Raw genomic sequence first — 13555 nt, forward strand, 5'->3', positions numbered from 1 at the left:
TCTTGACCCGAAACGATAAGCGTCAGTTGATCCAAAGTAGACATTAAGATAAACCGGCTGCAAACATGCAGCCGGTTTATCTTGATTCGAGTCAAGCAGGGTTGAACGCCTGTTATTGATCCAACGCGTTTTCAAACTTGCCGAACCACTCACTCCAGCCATATCTGGCGCCTTCGAGTCCATGAACATGGGAGAAGCCCGTTTGTTCGAGATGAAGGTTAACCTTGCCGTCGCCTAAATCTTGCAGCGTCCAGGTGACGGTATGCCGCTCGTCTCCGGTAGCCCAAGAATAGGACAACCGGTTGGGCGGTTCTACGATAAGTACTTCGCCGTCAACGATTCCATCCCAATATTCGGACGGCTCATGACGAAACTGAAAACGATGTCCAACGATAGGCTTAAAATCATTTTCCGTGATCCACTTTGCCAACTTACTTGAATCGGTTAAGGCAGCCCAAGCCTTCTCGATCGATGTCGTGTACTGAAAATCCATGGATAAGATTAAACTCATTCTTCTTCCTCCTCGAACAGCTGGTTCAAGCGCAGCATATTTGTAGTCCAGTATTTGCTGTAGAAAGCCACCCAATCTTGAACTTCTCTAAGCGGATCGGGGTTTAGCTTAAATCGCGTTTCTCTGCCTACTTTCCGGTCGAGCACCAGCCCGGCCTCTTTAAGGATGGTCAAATGCTTGGATACCGCTGTACGGCCCATTGAAAATTGTGCCTTTAATTCATGAAGCGGTTTCTCCTCTGCCTGTGATAACAGATGAATCAGTTGACGCCTAGTGGGATCTGCAATCGCGTCAAATACATCGCGGGACGGATGATTCTCAATCACGACAACCCTCCTAAAAGTCTAATTTTGTTGTTAGTCATCTAATGATGGATGAAGGGACCGCCGTTAATTTCACCACCTCTGCTTCATGATTTTATAAGTGAAATTTTCAGATATACCTGGAAATGACGATCACTCGATTAGAGAGTTAGTGTTAATCTCTAATGTTCATTCTAAACTAATACCCAAAAAAGGCATCCTTTTTGATATTTCGCTTAGAAATCTGATTATTTTGCAAATGGGTGGAAATAGAATCTACCAATGACTTCGGACCCGCAATAAAGTATTTTCCATTGTTTTTATATAAGGTATTAAACGTATCGATTTCCTGATGCAAGTCATCTCTTGAATCAAGATAAGTCACAGTTAATGAAGGATGGTTAGCCATTTCATCTAGCTCATTCTTGAAGATATAAGACTTTTTGCCATCCAAATAGAGCAGCTTTCTTTGCTTCCCGTCATGATTCCCTTCTGCCTCTAATTGTTTAAGGATCGACCGAAATGGTGTGATTCCAATTCCGCCTGCGATCAGAAGCGTAGGACTGTTATCCTGCAAGTAAAAAGAACCGACAGGGCCGCTCATTTTAACTTTCATTTCCTGTTTTAATTCTAATAGAGCTTTTTTAAAATCACTGGGATCATCGCTGATACGCGTTGTTATTTTAACTATATTCTCTGTAGGAGCAGCTGCCAAGCTGAATGGTTTTGTAGGGTTTTTTATGGTCTTATGAGTAATGCTGAACAAACCATACTGCCCTGCCTTCCAGGTTAAATCTTTGTCTCTTTCAAATAGAAAAGAATAGACATCCTCTGATTCTTTGCGGCTTTCTATAAAGGATAGTTCTCTCTTCTTGAATATGGAGAACATATCTTGAAAAAAACTCATTTTCCCATCTCCCTCTTATAACGTTATCGGTAATGCAATCGCTATATCTTCATCCAAACTTCTAATTGGACACCATTTAGTGATACTTTGATTTTAGGCCACCATTTGGTGTCGTGTCAATGACATATTTCAACTCCATATGATCACGGTCTGCGTAGGGGGGAAGATACCAGTTTTACGGGTCTTGACGGCATTGCATGTTACATCATAGCTCGCAGAATTGAAGTTTTGACTAATCAATATAGCTTATGTTATGTACGAAGGTTACTCGGGCGGTTGGACAGTATCATCTTGCGCTGGAACCCGCGACGGGACTGCTCGATGATCTCTCGTATGCTATGCATCGTCAGGCAGCGGCCGAAGTGCCGGCCGGCGGTACGTATTCGTGGTACCTTGAGATTAGCTGGATCGACGAACAGAAGAAAGAAGTGATGTCTTCTTGATCGACCGTGGACCGACAAACGCTTAAGCAAAAGCCAATTCACGAATGCGCTGGTTGGGATTGTCCGTAAATAATCCGCCGTGGTAACAGATCACGTTACGGATATCATAGTGAGTGAGCTTCTGCAAGGAGAGCTGGGCTAAAGCCAAATCAAAAGTGGTTGCCGGATCCGGCCCGATTAGTTGTCCCTCTCTGACGTTCAGCGCATCTGCTGCAATCAGGGTTTTGCTCGGTATATGATATAAGCTGATATGGCCGGGGGTGTGGCCAGGCGTATGGATCACGATGATACCGCCGCCAAACGGCAGCTCCTCGCCGTCGCGCAACATGCGGTTCACTGGTGCTGTTGGAGGGTTCTCCAGCGTGTGTTTAAACGCGTTCCTCCACTCCGGCGGCACGTTATCCGGCATCGAAGCCAGCGCTTGCGTAATGGCCTCGGGCGATAGTTTGACAGGCCTTGTATCGCCTTCGATATAAGGCTTTTCGATTTCGCTGGCGAACACTTCAGGGGCGTGGTTGCTGTGCTGGATCATGGCCGGCAAACTGCCGATATGATCCAAATCCTGGTGTGTTATAATAATTTTGCTTACATCCTGAACGGAAATACCGATGTGCGATAACTGCTCCTGAATGAGCGGGAACTGGCCGGGATAGCCGGTATCGATAAGCACCAAATTCTGATGATCCCATAGGAATGTCGGATGGATCGTTTCGATTCGTCCCATCATGGCCGCTGATATGTTCAGCGTATGAATGCCTTGATCGATTAACATGTTACATACCTCCACTATATAGGGATTTCTTCTCCCGATTTCAACTTCCAGAGTAGACTGAGCAGAAGTAGATTATCAAATCAGCAAAAACATGTAAATAGAAAAATATTATATCATAATACAAAAATAATTATTTGTCAATAGATAATTCCTAGACCAGGATCCTCGTTAATATATGAAATGTCCGGCCCGGATACATAACACGCTTCCAAGTCGTAGTCTGCTCACACGGCTGGATTTCATCTCGCTATTGAGGAATATGTAATTGCTGGTATAATCCTTGAAAAGAGAAACGAAGTGACGCAGCAGATTGAAGAAGGAGAGGGAGCAGTGATGAATACGACGATTGCACTGAATAACGTAACCTGGCAACGGGAGCAGAAGACCGTTCTTACAGGCGTGGATTGGACCGTACAGCAAGGAGAGCATTGGGCGGTTCTTGGGCTGAACGGCTCCGGAAAGACAACCATTTTGAATATGATTAACGGATACATCTGGCCAACCAGCGGTACGGTTTCGGTGCTCGGGCATCTCTTTGGCAGGGTGGATTTAAGAGAATTGCGTAAATCGATCGGCTGGGTCAGCTCCTCGCTGCAGGAAAGAATCCGACCGAGTGAGTCTACATTGGATGTCGTGATCAGTGGCAAACACGCTTCGATTGGCCTGTATCAGAAGGTGGATGAAGCAGACCGGGAGCAGGCCGAGCAGCTTATGAAGGATTTCAATTGTATTCATCTGCTGGGTCGTACATATGAAACTTGTTCGCAAGGGGAGAAGCAGAAGCTGCTGATCGCCCGGGCGCTTATGGCTTCGCCGAGGCTGTTGATACTGGACGAGGCCTGTAACGGACTCGATTTTCTGTCGAGGGAAGCGCTGCTGTCCAGCATTACGGCACTGGCTTCAAAGCCCGATGCGCCGACCCTGCTGTTCGTTACGCATCATATCGAAGAAATACTGCCGATCTTCTCGCACTCATTACTCATCCGCCGGGGCACCGTATTCGGGAAGGGGCGTTCCAAGGATATGCTGACCAGCGACAATTTGACCTCGTTCTTTGAGACGCCGGTCGAGGTGAGCTGGCAGAATGATCGGGCCTGGATGTCCATTCCGGACTTATAATGAACGCATTAAAAGCTCGCGGGATATTCATGACCTAGGAGAGTGACCATTGTGCCAAATCGTATCATAGCGAATCAAAGGCTGTTCAATCAAGGGATAACAGGCATGAAGCATGAAACTCCGGAGGAAGCCGTCAGAAGTCTCGGCGCTGTGCAAGCCCAGGATTACCACCAAGCGGTCTGGGGAATCGGTCTCCGTTCGCAGTCCGCCAAGATATCCGATGTGGAGCAGGCCCTGAACGATCGCAAAATCGTGTTGACCTGGCCGATGCGAGGGACGATATTCTTCGTACCGTCCGAGGACGCAAAGTGGATGGTGAAGCTGACGGAATCGCGCTTTCAAGCGAATGACAAGAAGAAGCAGGCCGAACTTGAGCTTGACGAAGGTACGCTCTATCGATGCCGAACCATAATTGGCGACGCGCTGAGTGGTTGCACACCCGTATCCCGTCCCAGACTGATGGAACTGCTGGAGGAAGCGGGGATCAGCACCAAGAACGGCCGCGGTTATTATATTCTTGGATATTTGGGACGGACAGGCATGATCTGTTTCGGTCCGCATGAAGGCAAACAGCAGAGTTTCGTGCTGCTCGATGAGTGGGTCCCGAATTCAAGGGAGCTGACGCTCGAAGAATCGCTGGGGGAGCTGGCGCTTCGTTATTTTACCGGTCACGGACCCGCAACGATTCAGGATTTTGCCTGGTGGGTCGGGTTAACGCTGACGGAAGCTAAACGAGGCTTTGAGGCGGTCAAATCAGATCTTCGTTTAGATTTTGTCAACGGCACGGAATACTGGAGCTCTGTTACTGCGCCGGCAGCATCCGCTAATACGGATTCGGCGGTCTTGCTTCCGGGATTTGATGAATATTACCTAGGTTATAAAGACCGGAGCGCGATCATAAATTCAGATGACGATGCCAAGATCGCTCCGCATCGCAACGGGGTTTTTCAACCGATGATGGTGGCAGGAGGGGAAGTGGTCGGTGTCTGGAAGCGGGAGATCAAGCGCAGCGGCATCGAGATCACGTTATGTCCGTTCTCGCCGTTGGGCGATCGAGCAGAGGAGTTTCGGGAGGCGGCTAAGCATTACAGTGATTTCATGGAAATGCCGATTGGACGAGTAGAATCATGAGTTTGAAGGAGGAATAGCGTATGGAGTCCATCATGAAGCTGGAATCATTGATTACCGAAATGACAGAGATTGTAACGTCGACTAATGAGGTGGAGTTCAATCTGAAGCTTGCGCCTGATAAATGGTCCAAGAAGGAGATTCTGGGTCACCTTTGCGATTCGGCGGTCAATAACCATATCCGGTTTGTGAAAATCTTGCTATCCGATTATCCGATCGCCATTTCGGGGTACGCGCAGAACGATTGGGTCCGGGTGAACGATTACCAGGATCAATATGATCAATCGGAAGTGTTGTCACTGTGGCAGCATTTGAACCGGATGATTCTGCGTGTCATGCACAAAGCCGATTCATCAGATTTTCAGAAAAAATGCGTACTGCCCGATAAAACGGAGGTCACACTGGAGTGGTTGTTTAACGACTATGTGGATCATATGATCCATCATCTGGAGCAAATTGAGCTGTGATTACTGCATTGGAAATGGGTGTACAACAGGAAACGAAAGGTGCTCCAATATGTTCAAATTATGGAATCTTGCTATTCGATTTATTCTGGAATTGATCCTGTTATTTTCGATAGGTTACTGGGGCTTCCACTACGGTTCCGGGCTCATGGCACAGGTCGGACTCGGTATTGGGCTTCCGCTGCTTGCAGCCGTCGTCTGGGGAATGACCATCTCTCCGAAGGCAAGGATCAAGCTGCCGCTTGCCGTGGTACTGCTTATCGAATTTCTTATATTTGCAACCGCGGTGGCATGCCAGATTTATTCGAGTTTTATTGCGTTTGCCATCGTTTTTGCCCTTGTGGCTCTGGTCAACCGCTTCATCGTGATAAAATGGAGAATGCAGCCGTAGCTTATTGCAGAAATAGATGGGGATGCACCCTGCGGGAGGTGGATGAAACGGCTACCATCGGCCTTATTAGACATGGGATAACGGATTGGAATGTTCAGAATAGGGCCCAGGGACGAAGCGATATTCCTCTTAATGCTGAGGGGAGGCAGCAGGCCCAACGAGTAGCTGAACGCTTAAAGAGAGAGTCTTGGGACATTATCATCTCAAGTCCCCTGATCCGTGCGCGAGCTACTGCGCAGATCATTGCTGAAGGAATCTCTGTTCTTGATATCATGGAAGATGAGCGGATCTGCGAGGTCGATTGCGGACATATTGAAGGAACAACAGAGGAAGAGCGATTGCTGACCTGGGGACACTCCTGGCGAGAAATGGACCTAGGAATGGAGCGATATGAGGATGTCGCCGAGCGGGGAACTCGGTTTTTGGAGGAAATTATGCACGCATATGAAAACAAGAATGTTCTCGTTGTGAGTCATGGCGCCGTCATTGGATTATCGCTGCAAAAGCTGCTGCCTCAGCGTTTTACAGCTACCTATATGGATAATGCCTCCTTAACTCTTCTAACCAAATCCAACGGTGAATGGAATTGCCCCTTATTCAACTGCACGATGCATTTATAAGTCCGTTAGAAAGACTGCTAACGTCGGGTAATCAGATGGAGGCGGTCTTTTTGTATTGGATCCAGGTTCGGGGTTAAAAGACGAATTAAAGTCACGTCCTTTAGTCGTTCAGGATGATATGATGGTTGAAAGAACAGCCAGTGCCCGGCTGCTGGATATCCTTAGTAACGCAGTGAAATGGAAAGCCAGCGTAATCATCTAAAATGCTGAAGGTAAAGGAGAATGAACTTATGACTTTGAAGATCGGTATGATTGGGTTGGATACATCGCATGTCTCCATTTTCTCGAAAATGCTGCATGACAAGACGCATCCCTATCATGTTCCCGGCGCACGGGTTACGGCGGCATTTCCCGGAGGATCTCCGGACTTCGAGCTTAGCATAAGCCGGGTGGAGGGGTATACGAAGGAACTCGCAGCATGGGGAACTGAAATATTGGATTCTCCGGAAGACGTCGCCAAACAGGTTGATGCCGTCATGCTCGAAGCGGTTGACGGAAGATCGCATCTGTCCTTGTTTCGCGCGATTGCTCCTCACTGCCAAATGGTATTTATCGATAAGCCGTTTGCGGTGAGCAGTAAGGACGCAGTGGAAATTGCCGAACTGGCGGAGCAGTTTCAGGTTACTGTTATGAGCAGCTCGTCACTTCGATATGCGCAAGGACTTCAGGATGAATTGGCTCGTGGCGGTGTCGGTGATATCATTGGCGTGGACTGCGCTGGACCGCTTCCCCTTCAACCGACGCAGCCGGGATTTTTCTGGTATGGAATCCACGCGGCGGAGATGCTTTACCGCGTTCTCGGACCCGGATGCGTAAGCGTTCATGTCGCCGCGACTGAAATGCATGAGGTATTAACAGCGGTTTGGAATGACGGGAGGATCGGGACGATTCGAGGCAACCGTGCAGGCAATGATCGCTTTGGGATGACCATTCATCGCACGGAGACCAGCAGCTTTGTGGACATCATGGCGCATCACAAACCCTATTATGCGAGTCTGCTGGAACAGATCATGAAGATGTTCACGACAGGTGTCTCGGATGTTCCTTTATCTGAGACGCTGGAGATCATTCAATTTCTGGAGGCTGCGAATGTCTCCCGCAAAACGGGTGAAACCGTGAGAGTGGATGAGAACGATCGAACAGGACGATAACGGAACAGACGCCATGTGAATCCCTGAGGGATGGAGGTTGTTGGGGAGGTCGATGTGACTCGCCTCGCCTGATGACCTTTTTGACCTGCAATTATACATAATATTTCCATGATAGCCTCGTTAATTGTATGATAGACAGATCAAGAAAGTTCAGCAGCTATTCGTTAGCCGTGTGGAGAGGTGGTTAAGATGACATATCATATTCGGGTGAGACCGACAGCGTTGGTTTTTCAGAATGAGCATGTTTTGTTGGTTGAGTATGTAGATGAGAACGGATTGCATTACAATTTGCCGGGGGGCGGGGCCGAGCCCGGAGAGTCAATCGCAGAGGGAGCTTTGAGAGAATTGTATGAGGAAACCACGCTGGAAGCGCAGACTGGGCCTGTTGCATTTGTGTACGAGAATGCTCCGCATAAACAGTCCAGAGATAACATATCGGGCATCCATACGTTATACGTAGTATTTGAATGTTATCCACATGAAGGATCGTCCCCCAAACTTCCGGCTGTTCCAGATCCGAATCAAACCGACGTGAAGTGGATTCCAATTGAGCAGCTGGATGACATTGTTTTATATCCGAACATTAAGAAGCACATTAAACAGTACGCGCAGGAACGCCGAAATATTGACATGATCGAGGATTACGTATTGGACAAATATGTGTGAATTAAACGTAACAGGAGACTTTCATGAAATCGCATGTCAAAATGATCGCCTTGATCCTCCTCATCGGCTACACCATGTTGTTAACTTACTGGATGATTTGGGGATTCGGGAGGACCACTCAACCGGAAATCAGTTATAATCTGGTTCCATTCACGACGATGGCAAGCTATTTTCCCATTCGCAGTTTGAGCTCATTGATCAATATCGTTGGAAATATCGCTGTATTTGTACCCTTTGGAGTACTCATTCCGCTTGCATTTCAAATTCGATTTCGTAAGATGCTAGCCTACTTTTTGACCGGGTTATTTGTGCTCGAAATGACACAACTGATCTCGCGGCGAGGAAGCCTGGATGTGGATGATTTTATATTGAACTCGATAGGTTTTACCATGGGCTATGGTTTGATTGGGGTCATCATGAAATCAAGGGGCAGACAACCGTAGCTGCATATTTCGATCATTCCTAAAATAGTTTATAACAGGCAGCAGAATGGCTTAACTACGATGTAGGGAAGTTATTCTGTTTTTTATGTGTGGCTGATTTTGTTCTGTTAACGTTACATTCTCTACTTGAGCTGGATAACAGCCATGTGGGGAATTGTGGAAAAAAACTATTGTTCGATCAGGAACCGAAGCTTACAATGATATGAGGTGCTGGAAAATGTTGTGTGGAAAGGTGGGATCTACAATGAAGAATTCCGTGATTAGTAAACTGACTCATGGCATAGAGTGTACACATAACCTAAGGGATGATGTGGAAGCTTTTCTCATCAAGCATGGGGAGCAGGAAACGTTCGAGCATATCATGAATGTAGTTCGAGAGGCGTTAGCCATCGCACCGTTATTTGATGTCAGTCCTGATGCAGCTCGGAAGGCGGCTCTGCTGCACGATATCAGCAATGCGATTCCGGTGAGCGAAATGAAGGATGCCGCAGAAGAATGGTCCCTTCCCATTATGGAAGAGGAGCATCGATATATCAGGATCATTCATCAGAAGCTTTCCATGGAAATGGCTCAGCGTTTCTTCGGCTGCGCCTCACCTGACATATTGAACGCGATTGAATGCCATACAACGTTAAAAGCCGGGGCAAGCCCATTGGATAAGGTTTTATTCGTTGCGGATAAGATCTCTTGGGAACTTGAAGGCGATCACGCCTATCAAGCGGAGATGCGCAATAAACTGAGCGAACTGGATTTAGACGGAGCGGCGCTTGTGTATTTGGACCATGTATGGAATCAACGTGACAAAATGAAATTGGTGCATCCGTGGTTAATTGCAGCTAGAAGTGAGCTAATTAACCAAAGGGTATAATCATTGCGCACCCGGATGCAGCCACCGATAAGAGGAAGGATTGCACACCCTATGAACAATAAAACGATGGGCATTATTTTTATCTGTATCTCGGCTTTTTTGTACGGCATCCGGTACTTAACGGCCGCGATTGCGGGGATAAATACCCCCTGGACGTTTGAGGATTTGTTATCGGAAATTGGAAAAGGGCCGTTGATATTCAGCATCATCAGTTTGATTCTCGGTATCTTATGCATCAGTGTCCCGATCATTCCTAAAATAGTTTATAACAGGCAGCAGAATGGCTTAACTACGATGTAGGGAAGTTATTCTGTTTTTTATGTGTGGCTGATTTTGTTCTGTTAACGTTACATTCTCTACTTGAGCTGGATAACAGCCATGTGGGGAATTGTGGAAAAAAACTATTGTTCGATCAGGAACCGAAGCTTACAATGATATGAGGTGCTGGAAAATGTTGTGTGGAAAGGTGGGATCTACAATGAAGAATTCCGTGATTAGTAAACTGACTCATGGCATAGAGTGTACACATAACCTAAGGGATGATGTGGAAGCTTTTCTCATCAAGCATGGGGAGCAGGAAACGTTCGAGCATATCATGAATGTAGTTCGAGAGGCGTTAGCCATCGCACCGTTATTTGATGTCAGTCCTGATGCAGCTCGGAAGGCGGCTCTGCTGCACGATATCAGCAATGCGATTCCGGTGAGCGAAATGAAGGATGCCGCAGAAGAATGGTCCCTTCCCATTATGGAAGAGGAGCATCGATATATCAGGATCATTCATCAGAAGCTTTCCATGGAAATGGCTCAGCGTTTCTTCGGCTGCGCCTCACCTGACATATTGAACGCGATTGAATGCCATACAACGTTAAAAGCCGGGGCAAGCCCATTGGATAAGGTTTTATTCGTTGCGGATAAGATCTCTTGGGAACTTGAAGGCGATCACGCCTATCAAGCGGAGATGCGCAATAAACTGAGCGAACTGGATTTAGACGGAGCGGCGCTTGTGTATTTGGACCATGTATGGAATCAACGTGACAAAATGAAATTGGTGCATCCGTGGTTAATTGCAGCTAGAAGTGAGCTAATTAACCAAAGGGTATAATCATTGCGCACCCGGATGCAGCCACCGATAAGAGGAAGGATTGCACACCCTATGAACAATAAAACGATGGGCATTATTTTTATCTGTATCTCGGCTTTTTTGTACGGCATCCGGTACTTAACGGCCGCGATTGCGGGGATAAATACCCCCTGGACGTTTGAGGATTTGTTATCGGAAATTGGAAAAGGGCCGTTGATATTCAGCATCATCAGTTTGATTCTCGGTATCTTATGCATCAGTGTCCCGATCATTCGTAAATGGCTAGCGGAAGACCTGAACCAGATCAAGGATAACTGGAAGGAGCTTGACCAGCCGGACAATGCAGATAGGAGTCCATAACAGAATGTTATCTAGAATTTTAAGGAGGAATCCTCATGGGCGAAAACCAAGTTGCAGGCTTTTGGATCCGGCTAGGCGCCAATCTTTTGGATGGAATCATCGTGAGCCTTCCGTTATGGATCATAGCAGGGATTATCACGGGAGATTTTGAGAATGAGCCGATTTCTAATTTGATTTACAGTCTGTATGCATTGTTGGTCCCCGTGTATTGGAATGGTTATACTATCGGCAAGCGCATATGCGGCATTCGCATTCGAAAATTCGATTTTCTTGAGCCACCGGGCATTGGAACGATGCTTCTCCGCAACCTTGTAGCGGGAATCGTGTATGCACTGACGTTTGGAATTGGACTTATCGTGAGCATCTTTATGGTAGCGATGCGCGAGGATAAGCGTTCCCTGCACGATTTTATCGCGGGTACGGAAGTTGTGTATGATTAGGAGATGAACGGGTTACCCAAATCTGGATTGCTGTCGGAGCGGCAATTCAAGGCGTTTCCATGATTGGAGTTGATTAGATATCGCGTTTACGTTAAAAGGCATTGTTTTTGATATGGATAATACGCTGCTGCATTCCAGCATTGATTTTGGCGCAATGAAGAGGGATATCTACGCCTTTCTGTGCAATCACAGAATCTTGCCCCAGGGTATGTCCATGGACACCCACACTACCTCTACCATCATTGCTGAAGCCATGAATACAGGGCTGCTGTCGGAAGATCTTCGTCACGCGATGTGGGATATTGCCAAGGAACATGAGCTGAGAGGGATGATGGATGCAAATCTTGAAGCGGGTGCAAGAGAGCTTGTTCAGCGATTGCACGGGCAGCTGATTCTTGCCATTGTGACAAATAATGCGGTGGAAGCAGCAATGGCTGCTCTAGAAGAGAATACGATTGCGCATTATTTTGATCTCATTATTGGCAGAGAGGCCATGGGTTTGTTAAAGCCGGCACCCGATGGATATTTGGAGGTACTGAAGCATTTCCCTCATACATCCCCGAAGGAATGGTTGTCTGTCGGAGATGCCTGGGTGGATGGCAAGGCCTCCGAGAGCGCCGGAATTCCATTTATCGCCTATCGCGGGGACGTCGCGAGAATGAACAGCATGGGTGTTTTTCCATTTGCGGAGATCCAGCATATACAAGACGTTATAGGTTATCTTCAGCCGCGTGCCATTAAATAAATCTCGGAGGTGGACTCCCGTAGTAGGCGTGAGACGATTCGTAGAGAGACCAGAGGGGTATGAAACAACCGGATATGTTAGGATGAATTTTGATACGGCCATCGAAATGATAAAGGCGATTGAAGGCCGCGAGGAACGGATTGAGGTCATTCGCAGAGCCGGTATTTTGTCGGGCAGGTTGGGCGAGGAAGCGGAATGAAGTGGTATTTGTCCCACTTGTCACTAAATCTGTTTGTCTGCGTCACTCTGTTCACCCTATACAGCTTCATGTTTCCGCCAGAGGCAGGAAGTCCTTTTCAGAGATTGTGGTTTGCTGCGATTCTCCTGTTGTCGCCAGTGGGTATCCTGTTAGCGCTCGTCAGCAGAAATCGAGACAAACTCACGCGAATCCATATCACAGCCATTGTAGGCCATTCCGTGATGCTGCTATTTCTCTTTCTGTACATGACACTGGGGTACCTGATCCTCGGTGTCTAAGGTTACCAGAGGACAAGTCATGCCTGCCCTCCTATTATTCGTTCCCAATGCCTAGAAACAAAGTATCCAACACCCGATGCACAAACACATTCTGTTCTTCATCGGACAAGGGCCGGCCTAGAAAGTTCAATTGAAATGCATATTGAAAGCAGCTTCCTAGCAGCATGTCCGCAGCGGATCTCGGATTAACATGTTCCGATAATCTCCCAAGTTTCTGTTCTTCAAGCAAATAGGACTCAACTGCTTCATTTGCCCGGTGGGGTCCTTCATTCCGAGCTGTGAAGCCTTCCCGGTGCTGCGCTAACAGTCCTGGTTCAGAGAAGATGGAGCTGATCAGAGGCATGGATTGATAGTAATCCGATACGCCCGCTCGAGCCACTTTTTCCAGATTACTTCGCACGGTTTCTTTGCCGATCAGTTCCCTCAGGGACATGAGCGCCTGCATAACATTTTTTAATTGTCCGCGTAGAATGTGAAGGTACAGATCGTCTTTGCTCTTAAAATGATTATATAGTGAGCCTTCTGAGCACCCGGCGGTTTTGGCGATTTCTTTGGTTGTTGCTTTGGCCAGTCCATGTGTACGAATGACGAGTTCCGCTGCATCGGCTATTTTACTTTTTAAATCCAAAATAATCCCTCACTCTGTTGACTTTGTTATGGTTCCACT

Annotated in this window: 21 protein-coding genes; 16 read left to right on the plus strand and 5 right to left on the minus strand. The window is 47.2% G+C overall.

Going from position 1 to position 13555, the window contains the following annotated elements; translation table 11 throughout:
- Window positions 1-112 precede the first annotated feature (112 nt).
- The 3 genes from AK95_RS10345 to AK95_RS10355 form a co-directional block, all read right to left on the minus strand.
- On the minus strand, window positions 113-511 hold the full coding sequence (locus AK95_RS10345; protein WP_071219891.1) for an SRPBCC family protein: 399 nt from the start codon (window positions 509-511) through the stop codon (window positions 113-115).
- Window positions 508-837, minus strand: a complete 330-nt coding sequence (locus AK95_RS10350; RefSeq protein ID WP_071219892.1) for an ArsR/SmtB family transcription factor — start codon at window positions 835-837, stop codon at window positions 508-510. Before AK95_RS10350 ends, AK95_RS10345 begins: the two co-directional genes overlap by 4 nt.
- A gap of 175 nt (window positions 838-1012) precedes the next feature.
- Entirely contained in the window at window positions 1013-1720 is a 708-nt protein-coding gene (locus AK95_RS10355; RefSeq protein ID WP_071219893.1) for an FAD-dependent oxidoreductase, read from the minus strand.
- Window positions 1721-1968: 248 nt separating this feature from the next.
- Between AK95_RS10355 and AK95_RS10360 the strand changes: the two genes are divergently transcribed.
- Complete coding sequence (locus tag AK95_RS10360) at window positions 1969-2163, plus strand: hypothetical protein (protein ID WP_071219894.1); 195 nt, start codon at window positions 1969-1971, stop codon at window positions 2161-2163.
- A 22-nt stretch (window positions 2164-2185) separates the two neighbouring features.
- On the opposite strand, the gene AK95_RS10365 is transcribed toward AK95_RS10360, so the two are convergent.
- Window positions 2186-2935, minus strand: a complete 750-nt coding sequence (locus tag AK95_RS10365; protein ID WP_071219895.1) for an MBL fold metallo-hydrolase — start codon at window positions 2933-2935, stop codon at window positions 2186-2188.
- Between the two features lie 333 nt (window positions 2936-3268).
- Between AK95_RS10365 and AK95_RS10370 the strand changes: the two genes are divergently transcribed.
- The 15 genes from AK95_RS10370 to AK95_RS10440 all read left to right on the plus strand — a co-directional run bounded on the left by AK95_RS10370 (window position 3269) and on the right by AK95_RS10440 (window position 12888).
- Window positions 3269-4054, plus strand: coding sequence for an ABC transporter ATP-binding protein (locus AK95_RS10370; RefSeq protein WP_071220465.1), 786 nt, complete (start codon window positions 3269-3271; stop codon window positions 4052-4054).
- A 51-nt stretch (window positions 4055-4105) separates the two neighbouring features.
- On the plus strand, window positions 4106-5185 hold the full coding sequence (locus AK95_RS10375; protein WP_071219896.1) for a winged helix DNA-binding domain-containing protein: 1080 nt from the start codon (window positions 4106-4108) through the stop codon (window positions 5183-5185).
- Between the two features lie 20 nt (window positions 5186-5205).
- On the plus strand, window positions 5206-5649 hold the full coding sequence (locus tag AK95_RS10380) for a DinB family protein (RefSeq protein ID WP_071219897.1): 444 nt from the start codon (window positions 5206-5208) through the stop codon (window positions 5647-5649).
- A gap of 49 nt (window positions 5650-5698) precedes the next feature.
- On the plus strand, window positions 5699-6037 hold the full coding sequence (locus tag AK95_RS10385) for a YrdB family protein (RefSeq protein WP_071219898.1): 339 nt from the start codon (window positions 5699-5701) through the stop codon (window positions 6035-6037).
- Window positions 6038-6075: 38 nt separating this feature from the next.
- The gene (locus AK95_RS10390; RefSeq protein ID WP_071219899.1) at window positions 6076-6657 is read left to right on the plus strand and encodes a histidine phosphatase family protein; all 582 of its coding nucleotides are present in this window, start codon (window positions 6076-6078) and stop codon (window positions 6655-6657) included.
- Between the two features lie 230 nt (window positions 6658-6887).
- Window positions 6888-7808: a Gfo/Idh/MocA family protein gene (locus tag AK95_RS10395; protein ID WP_071219900.1), complete on the plus strand. Its 921-nt coding sequence runs from the start codon at window positions 6888-6890 to the stop codon at window positions 7806-7808.
- A 189-nt stretch (window positions 7809-7997) separates the two neighbouring features.
- Window positions 7998-8474, plus strand: a complete 477-nt coding sequence (locus AK95_RS10400; RefSeq protein WP_071219901.1) for an NUDIX domain-containing protein — start codon at window positions 7998-8000, stop codon at window positions 8472-8474.
- 23 nt (window positions 8475-8497) lie between these two features.
- Window positions 8498-8917, plus strand: a complete 420-nt coding sequence (locus AK95_RS10405; RefSeq protein WP_071219902.1) for a VanZ family protein — start codon at window positions 8498-8500, stop codon at window positions 8915-8917.
- A gap of 244 nt (window positions 8918-9161) precedes the next feature.
- Window positions 9162-9785: a bis(5'-nucleosyl)-tetraphosphatase (symmetrical) YqeK gene (gene yqeK, locus AK95_RS10410; RefSeq protein WP_071219903.1), complete on the plus strand. Its 624-nt coding sequence runs from the start codon at window positions 9162-9164 to the stop codon at window positions 9783-9785.
- Between the two features lie 51 nt (window positions 9786-9836).
- Complete coding sequence (locus tag AK95_RS10415) at window positions 9837-10085, plus strand: hypothetical protein (RefSeq protein WP_071219904.1); 249 nt, start codon at window positions 9837-9839, stop codon at window positions 10083-10085.
- 178 nt (window positions 10086-10263) lie between these two features.
- Window positions 10264-10887 carry a bis(5'-nucleosyl)-tetraphosphatase (symmetrical) YqeK gene (gene yqeK / locus AK95_RS10420; RefSeq protein WP_071219903.1) on the plus strand — a complete coding sequence of 208 codons (624 nt, stop codon included), beginning with the start codon at window positions 10264-10266 and terminating at the stop codon, window positions 10885-10887.
- 51 nt (window positions 10888-10938) lie between these two features.
- Window positions 10939-11226, plus strand: a complete 288-nt coding sequence (locus tag AK95_RS10425; RefSeq protein WP_071219905.1) for a hypothetical protein — start codon at window positions 10939-10941, stop codon at window positions 11224-11226.
- Between the two features lie 35 nt (window positions 11227-11261).
- Window positions 11262-11666 (plus strand): RDD family protein, encoded by a 405-nt coding sequence (locus tag AK95_RS10430; protein ID WP_071219906.1) that lies wholly within the window; start codon window positions 11262-11264, stop codon window positions 11664-11666.
- A 100-nt stretch (window positions 11667-11766) separates the two neighbouring features.
- A complete protein-coding gene (locus AK95_RS10435; protein ID WP_268801966.1) occupies window positions 11767-12411 on the plus strand; it encodes an HAD family hydrolase in 645 nt (214 codons plus the stop codon).
- A 195-nt stretch (window positions 12412-12606) separates the two neighbouring features.
- On the plus strand, window positions 12607-12888 hold the full coding sequence (locus AK95_RS10440; protein WP_071219908.1) for a hypothetical protein: 282 nt from the start codon (window positions 12607-12609) through the stop codon (window positions 12886-12888).
- A gap of 34 nt (window positions 12889-12922) precedes the next feature.
- Here AK95_RS10440 and AK95_RS10445 read toward each other — a convergent pair whose 3' ends face one another.
- Complete coding sequence (locus tag AK95_RS10445; protein ID WP_071219909.1) at window positions 12923-13516, minus strand: TetR/AcrR family transcriptional regulator; 594 nt, start codon at window positions 13514-13516, stop codon at window positions 12923-12925.
- Window positions 13517-13555: the final 39 nt, after the last annotated feature.

Origin of the sequence: Paenibacillus sp. LC231 (assembly GCF_001860525.1) — a bacterium.
Taxonomy (GTDB): domain Bacteria; phylum Bacillota; class Bacilli; order Paenibacillales; family Paenibacillaceae; genus Paenibacillus_AQ.